Here is a 14,562-nt window from a genome sequence, read left to right as displayed (position 1 = left end):
CAGCCTCGGGAGGCCTCCACCTGTCGCAGGACAATCCACAGCTATAAAAGTTGAGCGGAGGCATCAATGCGAACCGGCAAAAGCTGATGGAGCGAGCATTGACATTCAATGTTTAGGGCTTGCATCTGGTGGTAAACCTGCCAGGGATCCCAAGCACTAAGATTGAAGATTTTCTCACCTTTCGATGGCCATTTGTCTATACTCATGGGGCTTTTAATTGAGAACTATTAGCAATATAACTCTAGGCTGATGTTCTCAGTATAACCAACAACTGCAAATTATTATCAATAACTTGCAGAAAAAAAGTTATCCGGTAGCGGCGATCGGCTAAAATTTTGCTTGTCCGCTTTGCCGATCCCGGAATCGCTACCGCCTACAATTGTCAAAGGGATAAAAATGGAGATACCAAGATTTATTGACGAAAATTATGGATAAAAAAGCTCAAAAAACCGATAATTCAGCAGTTCTCTATTTTGATGGTGGTTCTCGCGGCAATCCGGGGAGAGCAGCCGGTGCAGCGGTAATAGTTTTAGCCGAGGGTAATTCCTTGACTACGAGTAGATATATGGAGATAGCCACTAATAACGAGGCTGAATACACAGGATTGATTATTGGATTGGAAAAAGCCCAAGAATTAGGCTTAAAAAGCCTAGAAATTCGGGGAGACAGTCAATTAGTCATCAATCAAGTTAAGGGAGACTGGAAGGTAAAAAGCGATAGTTTACGTCCCTTTTATCAGCGTGCTTGTCAATTAGTCACCCAATTCGATCGCATTAGCTGGCGCTGGATTGAACGAGCTAAAAATAGTGTGGCTGACGCTGCTGCTAATCAGTGTATGGATGCGGCGAAAAAATCGCCAGAAAAACCCGAGGAAGGCGAAACTAATCTCGATATTCTGCTCCAATCCCTGAAACCAATCCTAAATACTGAAGAATTCGTTTTCTCTTCCCTCACAGCAACAGGACTGGAACAGCTACAATTAACTCCTATCTGCCAATTTCGGGAAGAGGAAGGAATAACGGTGATTATTCCCCGTCAGCAAGCCGATCGCAAGAATTTACAGTACAAATATATTTATAGACAAATTACTCTTTCTGTGCACTCTAGTTTAGCGGCGGTGGGATTTTTAGCGGTGATTAGTGAGAAACTGTCCGAAGCGGCAATTAGCGTCAATGTCATTTCTGGTTATTATCACGATCATTTATTTATCCCTAGGGATAGGGTGACAGAAGCGATGGCTATTCTCGAAGAAATTAGCCGCTCATAACAGTTATCAGTTATCAGTTATCAGTTAGCAGTTAGCAGATGTGAGTTTTCAATTCACTCATTACTGTTTACTGTTCACTGAAAAAACAGGATTTATTATTATTTGCTCTCCTCCGAGGAATTTTTCACCGTTTCTTCTAGGATAACTACCGGTTCTTTTTCCCGCTGCTGTGAGCGGATGATATCGATGGTACTTTTCAGCACACTAGCGATGGGAACTGCTATCAATAAACCGAGAATTCCTGCCACTTTGCCACCGATAAAAAGAGATAGAATAATCCAGACGGGATTAAGTCCGATCATACCTCCCATTAGCCGAGGGGCGATGACATTATCATTAATTTGACCGACAATAATAGTCAGGGTCAAAACTTTTAACCCTAACCAAAAATCTTGAAACATTAGTAGGGTACTAATGCCAATAATGGTAAAGGCACTGGCAAAAGGAATTAATGTAGTTAGACCGATCGCCACCCCGAATAATAGGGCATAATCGACCTTGAGAATGACAAAAACAAAAATTTGAGCCAGGCTGAGAATTCCCGCTAAAATGGTTTGACCAGCAAAATAGGTTTCAAAAGTTTGACGAATAATAGTTCTTAATTTGAGATTCCAGGGAGCAGGAATCCAGCTTAAAATTCCCTCCCAAATTTGTTCGCCATAGAGAACCAGAAAGACAGTTATAACCAGAACAAAGAGAATGTTTAGGATACTGTTGATAGTTCCCAGCACAAAGCTCAGTAATTGAGTGCTAAGAGTTTGCAAAACGTTAGTTAGTCGTTCCGATAACTGGGTGATTGATTGCTCGATATAAATCGCATATTTCTGAGTTTTATCCCACTTTTCTAAATTTTGTATCTGTTCGGTTCCCGACTCGATCCACTGGGGCAAACTATTGATTAAACTGCTTAATTGTTCGACAATCTGGGGAATTAAAATTAAACCTAAAACGCTCAAAATTAATAGGGCAATTAAAAAGACAATAGCGATCGAACCACTGCGATTAACCCCGCGTCTTTGCAGTAGTTTGATGGGAACATCTAAGACAAAAGCTAGTAAACTAGCAGTGACAAAAATACTGACTAAGGGTTCTAGATAGCTAAATAATTGGAATAATAACCAACCATTGAGAAATAAAAGCGGAAAAACCAGACTTAGCCGCAACCAACGAGGTAGTTGCTTAAAAAGCTCTATCATTAATTTTGTCCTGAGAGAGTATCGATGTATGTAAAAAGAGACTTTTCTAACCAGAAATCCTCTTTCAATCTACCATCTCCTCGCCACTTTTTTGGTTCCAGTAACCCTGAAACTCTTATCTTAACTGTATGGAGCTAAGCGGATTCGAACCGCTGACCCCCTCAATGCCATTGAGGTGCTCTACCAACTGAGCTATAACCCCGCGAAGACCATTTTTGAATATAGCTTAAATAGAATTACTTTGTCAAGGGGTGACGAGAAAAAAATTTGTCCCTCACAATGCGATCGCTGATAAGACAATGGTGAAACAATCGCCTCCATTTAGACAGGAGCCGAAATTTGGGTTAAATAGGTTAAACAGTGGCCCATGAGGAAATAAACTACTAACATAGCCGCTGCCGCTGCTGCCACCAAGGTTCCCGCCAGCATCAAGGAAAACTCTTGCCTGTCGAACGCTTGCTGCATCAGATGCAATGACCAAGCCACAAGACCGAGGTCAAAGATGAGAATCGGAACTAACATATTTTAAATTTTGTTAACTTTCTTCTATTCTAATACATAATTTTCTGGAGGGATAATCGGAGGGAAGTTAAAAAAGGGATTTTTTGCTGGTTGCTCGATCGCGGCTGTCAGCCGTCAGCCATTGACTTTAAGTAATAGGTCTAAATTTTGCTCTTCTTGGTTTGCAGCCTGAAGAAATCCTTTTCTGGGGAAAAGCGACTCAATCACCAGATTAAGTTCTGTAAATCTTGCTCTCATTTTCCCTAGCTAACGCACGGGGACTTGGTGATTTTGCAGATAATTTTTGACCTCAGCGATAGTTAATTGACCATAATGGAGCAAAGAAGCCAATAAAGCCGCTTCTGCTCGGCCTTCCGTCAATGCTTCGTAGATATGCTGACAATTACCTGCTCCTCCAGAGGCAATCACAGGAATCTCCACCCTTTCTGCGATCGCTTTTGTCAAGGACAGATCGTAACCCGCTTGCGTGCCGTCAGCATCCATACTGGTAACTAACAACTCACCCGCCCCGCGTTTTTCCACTTCTTTAGCCCATAATAAAGCATCAATACCCGTATTTTCCCGTCCACCCCGAACATAAACCTCCCAACCGGGGTTATGCACATCCTTGCGTCGTCTAGCATCGATCGCCACCACAATACACTGTTTACCAAAGCGATCGCTGGCTCGATCGAGCAATTCCGGCTCGCGCACGGCAGCCGAGTTAATGCTGACTTTATCGGCCCCGGCTCTTAACAAATTTTTAATATTTTCTAAGGATTGGATGCCACCCCCCACGGTCAGAGGAATAAAAACCTGTTCCGCTGTGCGATAGACTACATCAATAATCGTGTCGCGATCTTCATGGGTAGCAGTAATATCAAGAAAAACCAACTCATCAGCCCCTGCCTGATTATACAAGCGAGCTAACTCCACGGGGTCGCCAGCATCCTGAAGATTGACAAAATTAACCCCTTTAACTACCCGACCTTTATTGACATCCAAACAAGGCAAAATCCGCTTCGCTAACATATCCTAGACTCTTGATTGTAACAATGGCCATCAAACGATCGCACAATTCCCCCCCGGCAGCCGAGGAAAATCTGCTCACTCCCAATCCCACTATAGAAGAAACGGAAAAAGCAGAAGCGCAGATTCGTCCACAATCCCTAGAGGATTATATCGGTCAACAGGACTTAAAGGCTAATCTAAAAGTCACCATCGCCGCGGCCAAAGCTAGACAAGAAGCGATCGATCATTTGCTCTTCTACGGACCGCCGGGGTTAGGCAAAACCACCATGGCTTTAATTTTAGCGGCTGAGATGGGAGTAAATTGCCGCATTACTGCCGCCCCCGCTTTAGAGCGTCCCCGGGACATTACCGGCATCCTGATCAATCTTCAACCCCGGGATATTCTTTTTATCGACGAAATTCATCGACTGAATCGGGTGACGGAGGAGTTATTATACCCAGCTATGGAGGATTATCGCCTAGATGTGACGATTGGTAAGGGTCAAGCAGCGAAAATTCGCAGTATTTCCCTGCCTCCCTTTACTTTAATCGGTGCTACTACCAAAGTTGGCTCTTTAACTGCGCCTTTACGCGATCGTTTTGGCATGATTCAACGTCTGCGTTTCTATACGGTCGAGGAATTGACAGCAATTATGCTCAGAAGTGCCACTATTTTTAATATTCCCATGACTGAAGCAGGTGCGATCGAAATTTCCCGTCGCAGTCGGGGAACTCCACGCATTGCCAATCGTTTATTAAAACGGGTGCGCGACTATGTGCAGGTGAAGGGAGAAACTATTATCACCCCCCAGTTAGCCGCTGAGGGATTAAATCAATTAAATGTGGATTCTATGGGTTTAGATTGGACCGATCGATTAGTATTAAAGACGATGATCGAACAGTTTCAAGGCAAACCCGTGGGATTGGAAGCGGTAGCGGCAGCCACGGGAGAAGATGCCAAGACGATTGAGGAGGTGTATGAGCCTTATTTATTACAAATAGGTTATCTTCATCGGACTCCCCGGGGCCGCGTAGTGACAGCGGCTGCCTACGAACATTTAGGTTTACTGGCGAAATTGCCGAAAAATAAGGATCGGAGTTTACCTTTGTTCGAGTTCTAGTTTTCTAGATAGGGTTGGCTGAATAAATCTAAAAACCTTGTTGGATTAAGACTTTTCGGGGGTAAAATTCACGGTTCTTCCGAACTTACACTGTAGAAAATTCCTCAAGCTCACTCTCTGCACAGCAATGCTCTAAAGTTGATAAATATCAATTTAACAAAAACTCAAAGCCTTAGTGTACAAGCTTTACAATCATAAGTTGTTGATAGTTTTACATAACAGGTTCGGTAGAGCCAAATTCACACCCCACTTCCCCACTTCCCCACTTCCCCACACCCCACACCCTGCCTCTAGGAACAACTTTTTCAGCCAACCCTAATTACCAGCGTTTTAGCTCACTTGTGTCTTTAAATACTGCCTTGACTGCTTGAAATCACACAAGCCTTTATGTAAAGACCGTACGATCAAGATTGTAGTAAGTTACATTGTTGCCATTGCTTGCCGCTTCCAATCTAGACTGTATTGGGATTTGTCAGAGCTATGCAATAGTGAGCTTTTATAGTCAATGATTTTTTAAGTCTGTTAACGTCCTATGTCTGGCCTAAATAAAGAAAATCTTAAACTAGAAACTCTTACCCTGTTTCAAAAATACCAAAAAACAGGGGATAATAAGTTTCGGGATCAAATTATCCGGTTAAACCTAGGATTAGTCAGAAGGGAAGCTCATCATTGGGTCAATCAATGCCATGAAAATTACGAAGATTTAGTGCAGGTTGGCTGTATGGGACTAATTCGGGCGATCAAACGTTTTGACAGCAGCAAAGGTCATGCTTTTAGTTCCTTCGCTATTCCCTATATTCGTGGCGAGATTCAACACTATCTGCGCGATAAAGGTTACACAGTTCGCATTCCTCGTCGTTGGTTAGATTTAGGCAGACAAGCGACAAATATGCGTCGCGATTTCCAAACTATCCACAATCGTCAACCCAATGATACGGAAATCTCCCTCGCTTTAAATATTTCGATCGAAGAATGGCAAGAGGTAAAACTGGCTTTCCAAAACCGTGAACCTCTTAGTCTCGATGCGACGGTTAATAACGATGAAGATAATAACACCTGTTTAAAAGACATCGTTCCCGATCCCGGTTATCGCAGCTTTCAACTTTGTCAAGAGGATCGCATTCGTTTACAACAGGCACTGGCTCAATTAGAAGAGAAAACCCGTTATATTCTCGAATTTGTCTTCCTTAAAGATCTTACTCAACGGGAAACCGCCGAACAATTAGGCATTAGTATTGTTACCGTCTCCCGTCGGGTGAAAAAAGGTTTAGAAATGCTCAAGGAAACCATGCTCCAAGAGGCATTTTAGCCCAATTATCGGTTCTCATAGCAAGTCCGTTATTAACTCCCAATTCAACTTTAAAAACTCAGTTATGGATTTTTTTCCCCTGCTCCGATGCTCCTCTCTCCCAGCTTATCTTGACTCCAATAGCAAGTAATTTAAAACCCCGGCTAAATATTCATACTGCTCGATCGAATTATAGTAGTGAGCAGAAATCCTCACAATTAATGATGCTTCTCCCCAGGGAATTATCGGCACTTCAATCTGATATTTTTCCCACAGTTGTCTGGATAAATCTTCTGTTATCCAAGCATAACTAGGAATTAGAATTGAGGACATCGATCCGATCATTGATTCTGGACAGGGATAATTGACCTGCAAGGCATGACAAAGCAAATTTCTGGCTTTTAAAACCAAATTATGATTCCTCGCCATCAGACCCAGTAAACCATCAATAGAGAGAGAATTTAAAAACTCGATCGCTTTTGGCACTGATAAATAAGCGCTGGGATCATCGGTTCCCATCCAAGCAAATTCTAACTGAAAACGGGAACGATCTTGTCGAGGAGAATTAGCCCCATGGCTAATAGTTAAAGGTCGAATTATTGCCTGTTTATCCCCGCGCACATAGAGAAAAGCAGCCCCCTTGGGACTACATAACCACTTATGACAATTAGCAGTATAATAGGTGGGATTAATTGCCCCGATATTAAGGGGTAAAAAACCTAAAGCATGAGCGCCATCGATGAGAGTATCAATACCCCGATTATTTAATTCTTGCACAATTTCTGCGATTGGCCAAATTAAGGCCGTGGGACTGGTGACATGATCTAAAACTACTAATTTTGTCCGAGGAGAAACAGATGCTAAAATTGCTTGACTAATTTCTAAAGGAGACTGTACAGGAAAGGGAATTTTAGCGATAATTACCTTTAAACCCCATCTTTTAGCTATATGTTTAACTGCATTAGCACAAGCATTATAGGTCTGATCGGTGATCAGAATTTCCTCATTTTCCTGAAAAGTTAAGGAATTTAACACCGCATTCACTGCTGTGGTTGCATTGGGAACAAAGACTAAATCATCGCTATTTACTCCCACTAAATCCGCTAATTTTTGCCTAGAAATATCTAATAAACCCTCTAATTCTCTCCCCAAAAATGCTAAGGGTTGCCTTTCCATTCGTTCCCGCAATTGTTGCTGATAATCCAAGACTATTCTAGGGGTTGCACCATAGGAACCATGGTTGAGAAAATAAATATTATCGGGAATTAACCAAGAGTTTTTAGACATATTGAATTAGTTTGATTTTATTGAGAACTAGAAAAAATAGCTGAAAAATTGCCTATTATATTCAGCTTTTAACTAGCTAGTATATTTATGATCGACAATTTCAGTGACAAAAGTTTCTCCATCCATGAGAGGATGATTTTCTGGAGATTGATATTTTCCCGTTTTCACTTTCTGTTGGAGATGTCGGTTCATAGGTATTATGACTATCTACTGAGAAAATCAGCTTGATCTTAATTTTAAGCTAAATATCGACAAAAAAAGCTCTCCAAGAAAAAGGAGAGAGAAGAGAACGAGTTAGAAAAAGTTATTAATGTAACCATCCTTTCAGACGACGTGCGACTTGAGGACGACGTAATTTTCGCATCGCTTTAGTTTGAATTTGACGTACTCGTTCGCGAGATAAATTGAACATTCCCCCCACTTCCTCTAGGGTATAGGGTTGACTGGTAGCTAAACCATAACGGAGGGAGATAACATCTTTTTCCCGTTCGGTGAGAACATCACTTAAAACTGCGAAAATTTCTTGACGCATCATCATCTCATTCATTTTATCTTCGGGAAGTTGTAGATCATCATCTTCCAAAAGATCCACTAATTCCGTATCTTCTCCCTTCCCTACACGATGATTTAAAGAGAGAGATTGACGACGCAATTGTAATAATTGCCGCAATTGTTCGGGAGTTATTTCTAACGCTTCCGCGAGTTCCCGTTCATTGGGATTGCGCTGTAAATCTTGCTTGAGAATGCGCTGCGCTTTTTTGAGTTTATTGAGTTTTTCGACAATGTGAATCGGTAAACGAATTGTTCGCGCATCGTTAGCAATGGTGCGGGTGATTGCTTGTCGAATCCACCAATAAGCATAGGTAGAGAATTTATAACCTTTATTAGGATCGAATTTTTCGGCCGCACGGTTGAGTCCGATCGCACCTTCTTGAATTAAATCTAAGAAAGGAACCCCGCGATTTAAATAGCGTTTAGCGATAGAAACCACCAAGCGCAAATTAGAACGAATCATCTTCCGTTTAGCTGTTCGTCCGCGATAAAGACGGTTTTCCAGTTGACGTTCATTATCTAATTCTAAAGCGATCGCCCATTCTGTTTTCGTCGGGGGACGATGTAAATTTTCTTGCAGTTTTTGGCGTACTTCTTCCGCTTCCATGAGAAACTTAACCGAGTAGGCTAATTCAATTTCTTCTTCCGCACTAAGCAGGGGATAACGAGCCATTTCTTTAAAAAATGCGCCAACAGTATCTTCATTGCTGCCTTTATCGTATCCCGTTCCACTACTCCCACGAGTGTTTTTTAGGGTTTCCGGTAAAGATTCAGTCATATCCTCGTCAGTTCTTTCATTAAAATCCACGCTGTCCAGTTCTAAAGGATTTGTCTCCAGGGCAATGATTTGATTAAAATTATCATCAGCGGCTAGTTTAGAGATTTTCATAAGCAGTTATGGATGGAGTGGGGTTATAATAGGGGGGAAAAACTTAGTTTCTCCCAATGGGCTGATTGTTACATTGAATTTTCGGGGAGCAGATTTTTTAAACGTTTTCTTAATTAATGGCGGCCATTTCTGGGATATAATTAGGCGCTTCTGTGTGGATTGTTACAAATCGCTCAACCAGATAATCAGATTTTCTGGTGAATAGGGGAGACTTTCAGGGTTTCCACTTATACACTCTAACTAAGGTTTTTAGTATTTGACTAGGTAAAGATCACGCTTCTTAACAATCAAGATAGCAGTCAGCTTTTTATGACTATTCTTTGCTTTTTTTATTGAGAACTATTCTCAAGTTTTGACTAACTATGCTTTAATTCAATAGCTAATAGTCAATGATTATCATTAACTTTATCAATGCTTAAGGGTGGCCAAAAATTATTTTGGGGAGACTTCACTAGCTAAAAATCAAAATTTGTGGACAAAAAAGCAATATTTAAACTGTTTTTAGAGAAAATTAGCTATTTTTATTCCCCTCAAGCTTTAAACTATAATTTAAATACCCCATTCGCCCCACTTGCCACTTGCCACTGATAACTGAATTTGTGGACAAAAAAGCAATATTTAAACTGTTTTTAGAGAAAATTAGCTATTTTTATTCCCCTCAAGCGGCTCTTCTAGGTTCTGTGTGATAAGTTTAACTTACATAGGATCGATCGATCTTTGTGTCCTTTGTGTCTTTGTGGTTCGTTCCACCCCCTCACTAGGAGGAATGTATCTTAGAATACATTTTACCCACCAAACCTGGGAGAGCCCTCAAGCTTTAAACTATAATTTAAATACCTCATTCTCCCCACTTGCCACTTGCCACTGATAACTGATAACTGATAACTGATAACTGATAACCATGCTCGATCGCCATGCTACTCTAGCTGTAGCGGAACCTCGCACACCTTACCAATTAACCACAACTAGACAACCGTGGTTAGAAGTTTTGGTCGATCGGCCTTATCCTAGAGATAGTCAAGAGGATCAGCAAATATTAACCTATAGTATTCCCCCGGATTTAACGGTAGAAATTGGCGATATTTTAAGCGTTCCCTTCGGTTCTCAGGTAATTGGGGGAATTGCTCTTAGATTTCTCGAAAATTTGCCCGCAGGACTGGAAGAAAATCAAATTCGTCCCGTGGAAGATGTGATAGCTAAGGGGTTTTTTCCCGATAATTATTGGCAGTTATTGACGAAAATCGCCCAATACTACGCAACAGATTTAATCACCGTTGTTCGCGTCGCTTTACCTACGGGTTTACTGCGAAGTTCCCAACGTCGCATCAGATTAAAACCAGCAGCGATTCCCCCCGGTGCCGAAGTTTTTTGTACTCCCCTCTCCCGTCAGATTTTATCCCTGCTCAAAAATCAAAAAGAAGGCGATTATTCGGCGAAATACCTGCAAGAAAAAGTAAAAAATGCCAATTACGGTATCCGAGACTTAGTTAAGCGCGGTTGGGTAGAAAGTTATCTAGAAGCACCCAAAAGTACCAATATTAAACAAAAAAAAGCCATTACCCTGCTAATAACCGACTTTCCTAGGGATTTAACCGAAAATCAGCGCAAAATTCTCGAAATTTTACGCCACCAGGGAGGAGAAATGTGGCTGCCAGAATTGGTAAAACTTGCGGGGACAAAACATTTTAAACCGCTCATTGACAAGGGTTATGTGGTGATTGAGGATCGAGAATTTCTGCGCTTATCCTCGGCGATTATGAGCAGGGATCAACCAAAAACACTCACTTCTAGTCAAAAACAAGCTTTAGAAGCCATTCAAACCCTAAAAGGTGGTGAAAGCGCTCTCTTACATGGAGTGACGGGATCGGGTAAAACAGAAGTCTATCTACAGGCGATCGCACCTGTCCTAGCAGCGGGTAAATCTGCCTTGGTTTTAGTCCCCGAAATTGGATTAACACCGCAACTAACCGATCGCTTTGTGGCCCGTTTTGGCGATCGAGTCTATGTTTATCATAGCGCCCTCTCGGAAGGAGAAAGATACGATACCTGGCGACAGATGTTGACAGGAACCCCGCAAGTTATTATCGGGACGAGATCGGCGATTTTTGCTCCTTTACCCCATCTAGGCATGATTATCCTCGATGAAGAACACGATAGCAGCTTTAAACAAAGTCAATTACTTCCCACCTATCACGCGCGTACCGTGGCTAAATGGCGATCTCAATTAAACCATTGTCGCGTAATTTTAGGCTCGGCCACGCCATCCCTAGAAACATGGCTAGAATCCCAAGCTAATCCCCGTCTTTACCTATCTTTGCCCGATCGCATCCAAAATCGCCCCTTACCGCGGGTGGAAATCGTCGATATGCGACGGGAATTGCAGCGAGGCAATCGTTCCCTCTTTAGTCAATCCCTGCGTTCATCTCTGGAAACCCTGCGCGACAAGGGAGAACAGGCAATTTTATTCGTCAGCCGCCGGGGACATAGTACCTTTGTATCTTGTCGAAGTTGCGGTTATGTGCTGGAGTGTCCCCACTGTGATGTCTCTCTCTCCTACCATCACACCGAACCGGGAGCGCAAGAATTACTCCGCTGTCACTACTGCAACTATGGTCGCATCCATCCGAAACAATGTCCTGAATGCGGTTCTCCCTATCTAAAATTTTTCGGTACTGGCACTCAGCGAGTCACCCAAGAATTAAGCAAAGAATTTCCTGATTTGCGCTGCTTGCGTTTTGATAGTGATACCACCCGCAACAAAAATGCTCCCCGGGAACTATTAAAACTATTTACTGATGGTGAATTCGATGTCTTAGTCGGAACCCAAATGCTCACCAAAGGATTAGATATAGAGCGAGTTACCCTAGTAGGAGTAATGGCAGCCGATGGTTTACTTTATCACTCCGATTATCGCTCCTCCGAACGCGCTTTTCAAACCCTCACCCAAGTAGCAGGGAGAGCAGGAAGGGGAGAAACAGAAGGAAAGGTAATTATCCAAACCTATACCCCCGAACATCCCGTGATTAGAGCAGTGCAAACCCACGATTATGAGGGTTTTGTCGAGACGGAATTAATGCAGAGAGAGGGTTTAAATTATCCTCCCTACGGCAGTTTAGTCTTAATTCGCTTTAGTGGTTTAGATGGGGAAGCAGTGCAGAAAAGTGCTGAAAATGTCGCAGAGGAATGTGTTAATAATTTCGGTTCCGATTGGGATATTTTGGGACCTGCACCCGCAACAATTATGCGCGTGGCTAACCGTTATCGCTGGCAAATTCTGTTAAAATTATCGGGAGAAAAGGCTGATATCGGTCGTCTTTTTCTTCCCCTAAAAAGCTTAGTTTTACCCAAGGTAAGTATGGCGATCGATGTGGACCCCTTGACGATAGAATAATCAGGGATGGATAATGCGCTCGCAACGCGCTCGCTACGCGAGATCGCTATTGTTCACGGGTGCAACCAGTTATCTAAATCCGTCAAAGTGTTAAAGTCTAATAAGGCGAGTCCTAAGTCTTCTAATTGCTCCACAGGAAGGTTACGGATGGTTTCCTCAAGATTTTGCGGTATTTCACCGAAACGTCGCTGAAGAAGTCTAATAACAAGATTGGCCTCTTGAATTCTACCCTGTTCAAGACCCTGCTGTACACCTTGTTGAATACCTTGCTGAACCGCTCGTTCCCTATCCTGTTGGTAAAGTGGAGCTAAACGCATAATAAACTCCCTATCCTCCTGTGTTTTTTTCGATAACGCTTCTAAATTTCTACTCAAATTATACAATAAGTTTAAGGAAGCCGATTTTAGGGGATTATTCGGTGATAATCTGGTTAATTCATCGATAGCTCTCTCTCTTGTTCCTCCTCTACCCAATAATCTTAACCATAATGTCTCTGGGATTGCGGGTAACTGATGAATGACGACAATCGCTGTACCGAAACCCTCCGGGAGAAAATAAACCCCTTCTCCCCAATTGGGTTGTAATTGAGCCGTAAACAGGGATAAAATGCGCTCACTAGCTGTGGGAGTGAGAATCCATAACCTAGGTATCTCCTCCTCTGATATTCTCTGTTTATTTCTCTTTGCTTCTCTGTGGAAGATTTCACGGATAGCAAAGCGCTTGGACAGACAATCATTGATACCATCAAGGGTAATCCCATTGCGATAGGGTTCCAATAAACAGGGATTTTGGCATAATTTGCCTAATAATCCTAGCTGAGAGGGAATTTCAGAGATATTAGGACTAAAATACACATCAATTTCTTTAATTTCTGAGGTGACTTCTTTGCTGACAACTACTGTACCGTAGGGAGAAAGAAGGGTTTCTAGGAAGTCTTTGCTAAATTTATCCCAAATAAAGCGAGTCACGGGTGCAACCAGTTATCTAAATCCGTCAAAGTGTTAAAGTCTAATAAAGCGAGTCCTAAGTCTTCTAACCGCTCCACAGGAAGTTTACGGATGATTTCTTCTAGATTCTGGGGTATTTCACCGAAACGTCGCTGAAGAAGTCTAATAACCAACTTTAATGCTTCCTGCTGTACCCCTTCTTGAACCGCTCGTTCCCTATCCTGTTGGTAAAGTGGAGCTAAACGCATAATAAACTCCCTATCCTCCTGTGTTTTTTTCGATAACGCTTCTAAATTTCTACTCAAATTATACAATAAGTTTAAGGAAGCCGATTTTATGGGATTATTCGGTGATAATCTGGTTAATTCATCGATAGCTCTCTCTCTTGTTCCTCCTCTACCCAATAATCTTAACCATAATGTCTCTGGGATTGCGGGTAACTGATGAATGACGACAATCGCTGTACCGAAACCCTCCGGGAGAAAATAAACCCCTTCTCCCCAATTGGGTTGTAATTGAGCCGTAAACAGGGATAAAATGCGCTCACTAGCTGTAGGAGTGAGAATCCATAACTTAGGTATCTCCCCCTCTGATATTCTCTGTTTATTTCTCTTTGCTTCTCTGTGGAAGATTTCACGGATAGCAAAGCGCTTGGATAGACAATCATTGATACCATCAAGGGTAATCCCATTGCGATAGGGTTCCAATAAACAGGGATTTTGGCATAATTTGCCTAATAGTCCTAACTGAGAGGGAATTTCAGAGATATTAGGATTAAAATACACATCAATTTCTTTAATTTCTGAGGTGACTTCTTTGCTGACAACTACTGTACCGTAGGGAGAAAGAAGGGTTTCTAAGAAGTCTTTGCTAAATTTATCCCAAATAAAGCGAGTCATTTCAGTTACCAGTTATCAGTTATCAGTTATCAGTGACTACCACCTAAACTCGGTAGCTTGAAAAAGGTTAATTGCCTCAGTTGCTGATTTTAGCCTCTAGATTAATCATCGAGAATTGAGCAAGCGATCGCATTTATGATCTGATTCTAATTTATTGAGGGTCGTTAAGAATAGTGATAATTGACATTTCTTAAGATTTTATCTCCGACTACT

Annotated in this window: 13 protein-coding genes and 1 tRNA gene; 5 read left to right on the top strand and 9 right to left on the bottom strand. The window is 42.0% G+C overall.

The genetic code is table 11. From position 1 onward, the window contains the following. Positions 1-41: 41 nt before the first annotated feature. Complete coding sequence (locus ACQY1Y_RS23555; RefSeq protein ID WP_002738845.1) at positions 42-206, bottom strand: Asr1405/Asl0597 family protein; 165 nt, start codon at positions 204-206, stop codon at positions 42-44. Positions 207-427: 221 nt separating this feature from the next. Between ACQY1Y_RS23555 and ACQY1Y_RS23550 the strand changes: the two genes are divergently transcribed. After that, positions 428-1,267: an ACT domain-containing protein gene (locus ACQY1Y_RS23550; protein WP_002778287.1), complete on the top strand. Its 840-nt coding sequence runs from the start codon at positions 428-430 to the stop codon at positions 1,265-1,267. A 98-nt stretch (positions 1,268-1,365) separates the two neighbouring features. Here the strand turns inward: ACQY1Y_RS23550 and ACQY1Y_RS23545 are convergent, their stop codons facing one another. From ACQY1Y_RS23545 to hisF, 4 genes are all read right to left on the bottom strand, one after another. Next, positions 1,366-2,463, bottom strand: coding sequence for an AI-2E family transporter (locus ACQY1Y_RS23545; protein WP_271937295.1), 1,098 nt, complete (start codon positions 2,461-2,463; stop codon positions 1,366-1,368). A gap of 129 nt (positions 2,464-2,592) precedes the next feature. Then, positions 2,593-2,665: transfer RNA gene (locus ACQY1Y_RS23540), tRNA-Ala, on the bottom strand. Positions 2,666-2,784: 119 nt separating this feature from the next. Next, positions 2,785-2,985 (bottom strand): hypothetical protein, encoded by a 201-nt coding sequence (locus ACQY1Y_RS23535; protein WP_002744967.1) that lies wholly within the window; start codon positions 2,983-2,985, stop codon positions 2,785-2,787. Between the two features lie 246 nt (positions 2,986-3,231). Then, positions 3,232-3,996: an imidazole glycerol phosphate synthase subunit HisF gene (hisF, locus tag ACQY1Y_RS23530; RefSeq protein WP_002738370.1), complete on the bottom strand. Its 765-nt coding sequence runs from the start codon at positions 3,994-3,996 to the stop codon at positions 3,232-3,234. 23 nt (positions 3,997-4,019) lie between these two features. Between hisF and ruvB the strand changes: the two genes are divergently transcribed. Both ruvB and ACQY1Y_RS23520 read left to right on the top strand, forming a co-directional pair. Beyond that, positions 4,020-5,096: a Holliday junction branch migration DNA helicase RuvB gene (gene ruvB / locus ACQY1Y_RS23525; protein WP_002755367.1), complete on the top strand. Its 1,077-nt coding sequence runs from the start codon at positions 4,020-4,022 to the stop codon at positions 5,094-5,096. Positions 5,097-5,628: 532 nt separating this feature from the next. Further along, positions 5,629-6,405 carry an RNA polymerase sigma factor SigF gene (locus tag ACQY1Y_RS23520; RefSeq protein WP_002755365.1) on the top strand — a complete coding sequence of 259 codons (777 nt, stop codon included), beginning with the start codon at positions 5,629-5,631 and terminating at the stop codon, positions 6,403-6,405. A gap of 105 nt (positions 6,406-6,510) precedes the next feature. On the opposite strand, the gene ACQY1Y_RS23515 is transcribed toward ACQY1Y_RS23520, so the two are convergent. Together ACQY1Y_RS23515 and ACQY1Y_RS23510 are read right to left on the bottom strand one after the other, a co-directional pair. Beyond that, entirely contained in the window at positions 6,511-7,671 is a 1,161-nt protein-coding gene (locus ACQY1Y_RS23515) for an aminotransferase class V-fold PLP-dependent enzyme (RefSeq protein WP_430013676.1), read from the bottom strand. A gap of 307 nt (positions 7,672-7,978) precedes the next feature. Then, entirely contained in the window at positions 7,979-9,112 is a 1,134-nt protein-coding gene (locus ACQY1Y_RS23510) for an RNA polymerase sigma factor, RpoD/SigA family (RefSeq protein WP_002739077.1), read from the bottom strand. A gap of 682 nt (positions 9,113-9,794) precedes the next feature. Here ACQY1Y_RS23510 and ACQY1Y_RS23505 point away from each other — a divergent pair. After that, the gene (locus tag ACQY1Y_RS23505; protein ID WP_288124497.1) at positions 9,795-9,980 is read left to right on the top strand and encodes a hypothetical protein; all 186 of its coding nucleotides are present in this window, start codon (positions 9,795-9,797) and stop codon (positions 9,978-9,980) included. A 33-nt stretch (positions 9,981-10,013) separates the two neighbouring features. Then, on the top strand, positions 10,014-12,503 hold the full coding sequence (gene priA / locus ACQY1Y_RS23500; RefSeq protein ID WP_430013675.1) for a primosomal protein N': 2,490 nt from the start codon (positions 10,014-10,016) through the stop codon (positions 12,501-12,503). 53 nt (positions 12,504-12,556) lie between these two features. Here the strand turns inward: priA and ACQY1Y_RS23495 are convergent, their stop codons facing one another. Both ACQY1Y_RS23495 and ACQY1Y_RS23490 read right to left on the bottom strand, forming a co-directional pair. After that, positions 12,557-13,471 (bottom strand): DUF4351 domain-containing protein, encoded by a 915-nt coding sequence (locus tag ACQY1Y_RS23495; protein WP_430013674.1) that lies wholly within the window; start codon positions 13,469-13,471, stop codon positions 12,557-12,559. Beyond that, the gene (locus ACQY1Y_RS23490) at positions 13,468-14,349 is read right to left on the bottom strand and encodes a DUF4351 domain-containing protein (RefSeq protein ID WP_430013673.1); all 882 of its coding nucleotides are present in this window, start codon (positions 14,347-14,349) and stop codon (positions 13,468-13,470) included. The genes ACQY1Y_RS23495 and ACQY1Y_RS23490 overlap by 4 nt, the downstream gene beginning before the upstream one ends. Between the last annotated feature and the right edge of the window lie 213 nt (positions 14,350-14,562).

Source organism: Microcystis ichthyoblabe FBCC-A1114 (assembly GCF_050500245.1).
Classification (GTDB): domain Bacteria; phylum Cyanobacteriota; class Cyanobacteriia; order Cyanobacteriales; family Microcystaceae; genus Microcystis; species Microcystis ichthyoblabe_A.
The sequence above is the reverse complement of the archived record's forward strand: the minus strand, read 5'-3'. Positions and strand labels throughout refer to the sequence as shown.

Bases quoted from the DNA above. Each gene is read 5' to 3' on its own strand.
- ACQY1Y_RS23520 (WP_002755365.1), top strand. From the start codon at position 5,629: ATGTCTGGCCTAAATAAAGAAAATCTTAAACTAGAAACTCTTACCCTG.
- ACQY1Y_RS23515 (WP_430013676.1), bottom strand. From the start codon at position 7,671: ATGTCTAAAAACTCTTGGTTAATTCCCGATAATATTTATTTTCTCAAC.
- ruvB (WP_002755367.1), top strand. From the start codon at position 4,020: ATGGCCATCAAACGATCGCACAATTCCCCCCCGGCAGCCGAGGAAAAT.
- ACQY1Y_RS23490 (WP_430013673.1), bottom strand. From the start codon at position 14,349: ATGACTCGCTTTATTTGGGATAAATTTAGCAAAGACTTCTTAGAAACC.
- ACQY1Y_RS23550 (WP_002778287.1), top strand. From the start codon at position 428: ATGGATAAAAAAGCTCAAAAAACCGATAATTCAGCAGTTCTCTATTTT.
- ACQY1Y_RS23545 (WP_271937295.1), bottom strand. From the start codon at position 2,463: ATGATAGAGCTTTTTAAGCAACTACCTCGTTGGTTGCGGCTAAGTCTG.
- ACQY1Y_RS23510 (WP_002739077.1), bottom strand. From the start codon at position 9,112: ATGAAAATCTCTAAACTAGCCGCTGATGATAATTTTAATCAAATCATT.
- ACQY1Y_RS23555 (WP_002738845.1), bottom strand. From the start codon at position 206: ATGAGTATAGACAAATGGCCATCGAAAGGTGAGAAAATCTTCAATCTT.
- hisF (WP_002738370.1), bottom strand. From the start codon at position 3,996: ATGTTAGCGAAGCGGATTTTGCCTTGTTTGGATGTCAATAAAGGTCGG.
- priA (WP_430013675.1), top strand. From the start codon at position 10,014: ATGCTCGATCGCCATGCTACTCTAGCTGTAGCGGAACCTCGCACACCT.
- ACQY1Y_RS23535 (WP_002744967.1), bottom strand. From the start codon at position 2,985: ATGTTAGTTCCGATTCTCATCTTTGACCTCGGTCTTGTGGCTTGGTCA.